This window comes from Lentilactobacillus sp. (genome assembly GCF_040773105.1).
Lineage (GTDB): Bacteria > Bacillota > Bacilli > Lactobacillales > Lactobacillaceae > Lentilactobacillus > Lentilactobacillus parabuchneri.
Genome location: NZ_JAXGWW010000226.1, coordinates 1 through 3371, shown reverse-complemented (window position 1 = coordinate 3371; position 3371 = coordinate 1). Strand labels below are relative to the sequence as shown.

Here is a 3371-nt window from a genome sequence, read left to right as displayed (position 1 = left end):
CTGGATCACAAATAATAAGTAAGCGGAATAACCATCGTCAATTGCCCTTTCAAGAGTCTGAACGTGCTTAAGACCCCTTGTCGTGGGTGCGTCAGGAAAGGCTGCAATGCCGTGATTGGCTAACGTCACGCCTTTAACCTCCAAGAAAAACGGCCGAACATTGTCATCTTTGCCGGCAAAATCCAATCGAGAGTCCAGATACGTCACTTCAGGGGTTACTTCTTTGATCGTGTTAATTCCAGGAAGGTGAATATAGTTGGATTCCAATCCCGATTTGACCACCTTGTTGGGCGCCTGTGAATCAATATTGATCCACTGTCGATCATATTTTTTGGCGGCAACCAAATCGTAACGGGTCTTTCGTTTGGGGTTGTGGTTGTGTACCAATGCCGCGGTCACCCCGGGCTGAAGAATCGTTGTCCGGCCGGTATTTTTGACGTGAACCGTCACGACCTCACCAGTCTCGACCAATCGACAGTGTGAAATAAATCGGTTGGGCCGATCAATGAACTTTGCTAAGTGAATATTGGGATATTCCATGAGACACCTCACATTACCAGGACAGCGACAATCAAGATTGTCAACGGTCCCTTTTTTGTCCTTGTTAACAGCTCAAACATGTGCCAAAGACTAACGCTGGATAACCAACATCATCTTCTTGCACATGCGTGATTAATTACTGTTGTTTTACAGGTATAACTCGTATTATAGAGGTAATATCAAATTTGGGGGAATCAATATGTATTCATTCATGAATCAAATTCGCAATTATATCTGGCTTAAAAGTATTGCCTACATTGTTTTTGGGCTGTTTTTCCTAATTGAGCCGCACGAAACGCTCAACGTCTCAATTGATTTAATTGCCACCTTCTTCATCGTCTTTGGAATTATCAATTTAATTTCAGCCTGGTGGCAACGATCCCACAGTGAAGTTCCCGACTATAGCTTTGCAATTGGGATTACCCAACTGGTCGTGGCGGTGATCATCTGGATCCTCGCCAAACCACTATTGGCATTTCTCCCATTTATCCTGGGAATCATGTTAATCATCAGCGGTATTTCCAAGGTGCTTGATGCGTTGAACCATCGCCAGTATGTCAACGTTTCCCCGATGCCATTTGTACTCTACGGCATCCTGTTAATCCTAGTCGGAATCCTCTTGGCATTCAATCCATTCGGCACAGTGTTGATACTGCTGCAATTCTTCGGTGCCACCCTGATTGTAATGGCCATTATGGAAATTGTGACCGCTTGGAAATGGCGAGTATAAATTCCACAATTTGGCTTGTATATTATTTCACATTATCGTAAAATAATCTTGTGAATAAAACTGATGGTAGCCTATCCATTCATCAGTATTTGGTTCACAGGTGTGACGCTAAAATTTTGTACCACTAGGAGTATCGCTCTATAACCATTAAGGTTCATTGTAGATGTATGTAGTTACTCGACTGCTTTAAAGTTTCAATCTTTACTAAAGTGTGGGGGCACTTGGGCACAATGCGAATGCGTTGTGCTTTTTCTTTTTGCAAAAAATGATCATGCCATTCGTTTGTGCGTTTATACACAAAATAGTAAGATTAAGTTGGATAGGAAAGTTTGTCGGGAACTCATGAAGGGAGTGCATCGTCATGGCTCGTTTAGACAATAAAGTTGCAATTATCACCGGTGGTGCAAAGGGGATCGGGTTTGCCTGCGCAACACGGTTCGTTAAAGAAGGTGCCAAGGTTGTCGTAACCGATGTTGATGAGGAAGTAGGTCAAAAAAGTATTTATGAATTTGGCGATTCCGCGATCTTCATCAAACAGGATGTTTCCAAAGAAGCGGATTGGCAAAATGTCATTAAGAAAGCTGAAGCTCACTTTGGTCACATCGATATTCTTTTGAACAACGCGGGGATTCTGTCATTCAATAACGCTGAAGAAATCGATGAAAAGACATGGCATCAAGTCCTATCGGTGGATTTAGACGGCGTGATGTGGGGCGTCAAATTCGGAATTGCCGCAATGAAAGAAAACGGCGGGTCAATCATTAATCTGTCGTCAATCGCCGGCTTGATTGGGATTTCGAATCTCTACGCGTACAATGCTGCCAAGGGTGGTGTTAGCATGTTAACCAAATCCGCTGCCCTGTATTGTGCCGAAAAGGGCTATCCCATCCGGGTCAATTCCGTTCACCCCGGCTACGTTCACACCCCGATGGTTGATGTCTATCCGGAGATGAGAAAATCACTTGAAGCCCTCCATCCAATGGGACGTCTGGCCCAGCCGGATGAAATTGCCAACATGGTCCTTTACCTCGCATCCGACGAATCGTCGTTCTCAACTGGAAGTGAGTTTGTCGTAGATGGTGGCTATACAGCTCAATAATCACTGACAAAGTCGATGCCAAAATGACACCGACTTTTTGTATCATCATTTGTTTTCAATGCGCGACTTCAACGATGTAAGCGCAGCCAAATAATTTTCAGAAAATAATGTTACAAAATGATGAGCTAAACATTTCAAATGTAACAATCAATGTCCTATACTGAAGGTAGAGTTAAAGAAAAGGCTCGGTTTGCCACTAACAAACTTTTGATCAGCCCCATTCTATCAGCTCCAAATCAACTAACAGGAGGACATGTCATATGAAGAAAAATTTGAAGAAGATGCTGCAACGTGTATTTGCCAAAAAGCTTCAAGATGCAGGAAACTTGCAAACAAGTGAAAGTAACCGACTATTTTGGAACTCAGTTACTAAAGGACAATGAAAATGAAAGTTAAGTTAGATGGGATTATGTAGGCACCTATTTCAGATTGATTGAAATAGATGCCATTTTTGGTTCTTAAGAGGCTATTTATCGATGAGCGTATTAGATTGATTGGTCATATCAGGCTTTTCATATACCTGTTTAAACTCACGAACAAAGTCAGCCAACTTGAACGTTCCAACGGTCGTCGGTTCATTTTTCAAATCTCCATAAACCTTCTCCGAATCACGTTCAAAGACACTCATTTGGACAAACAGTTGAGCCAAGTTCTCAGGAACGCCCCTTGCAACCATCGCCTGTCGAGTCTGTTCATCAGTGATTGGCACAAAGTGAAGATCAGGCAATTCCAGGGCCTGCTTCAGTGCGTCAATCAACTCAGTGGTTGTGAATTCATCACTATATACATAATGAATTGTCTTTCCTTGTGGAACATGAAGTAGGAGCTTCTCAACAACCGCCGCAATATCCTCAGGTGCGACCCAACGACGTTTGACATCGGCTGGAATGTTGGAATAGATTGCATGCTCATTTTTAATGCTGTCCATATTTGAATACAGGTTACTATAAAAGCCAACTGGTCGAACAAAGGCAACATTCACGTTTGGCAGTGCCCGAAGCT

General features: G+C 42.8%; 4 protein-coding genes and 1 pseudogene. 3 read left to right on the top strand and 2 right to left on the bottom strand.

Going from position 1 to position 3371, the window contains the following annotated elements:
- Nucleotides 1–540: DNA/RNA nuclease SfsA (gene sfsA, locus AB3112_RS09805; RefSeq protein WP_367334397.1), on the bottom strand; the 540-nt coding region annotated here is incomplete at its 3' end.
- Between the two features lie 199 nt (nt 541–739).
- Here sfsA and AB3112_RS09800 point away from each other — a divergent pair.
- The 3 genes from AB3112_RS09800 to AB3112_RS09790 all read left to right on the top strand — a co-directional run bounded on the left by AB3112_RS09800 (nt 740) and on the right by AB3112_RS09790 (nt 2752).
- Complete coding sequence (locus AB3112_RS09800; RefSeq protein ID WP_084998159.1) at nt 740–1270, top strand: DUF308 domain-containing protein; 531 nt, start codon at nt 740–742, stop codon at nt 1268–1270.
- 361 nt (nt 1271–1631) lie between these two features.
- Nucleotides 1632–2369: a glucose 1-dehydrogenase gene (locus AB3112_RS09795; protein ID WP_367334396.1), complete on the top strand. Its 738-nt coding sequence runs from the start codon at nt 1632–1634 to the stop codon at nt 2367–2369.
- Nucleotides 2370–2629: 260 nt separating this feature from the next.
- Nucleotides 2630–2752, top strand: coding sequence for a hypothetical protein (locus AB3112_RS09790; protein ID WP_265170931.1), 123 nt, complete (start codon nt 2630–2632; stop codon nt 2750–2752).
- An 83-nt stretch (nt 2753–2835) separates the two neighbouring features.
- On the opposite strand, the pseudogene AB3112_RS09785 reads toward AB3112_RS09790, so the two are convergent.
- Nucleotides 2836–3371: pseudogene (locus AB3112_RS09785) on the bottom strand (short-chain dehydrogenase); the annotation flags it as partial.

Bases quoted from the DNA above. Each gene is read 5' to 3' on its own strand.
- AB3112_RS09795 (WP_367334396.1), top strand. From the start codon at position 1,632: ATGGCTCGTTTAGACAATAAAGTTGCAATTATCACCGGTGGTGCAAAG.
- AB3112_RS09800 (WP_084998159.1), top strand. From the start codon at position 740: ATGTATTCATTCATGAATCAAATTCGCAATTATATCTGGCTTAAAAGT.
- AB3112_RS09790 (WP_265170931.1), top strand. From the start codon at position 2,630: ATGAAGAAAAATTTGAAGAAGATGCTGCAACGTGTATTTGCCAAAAAG.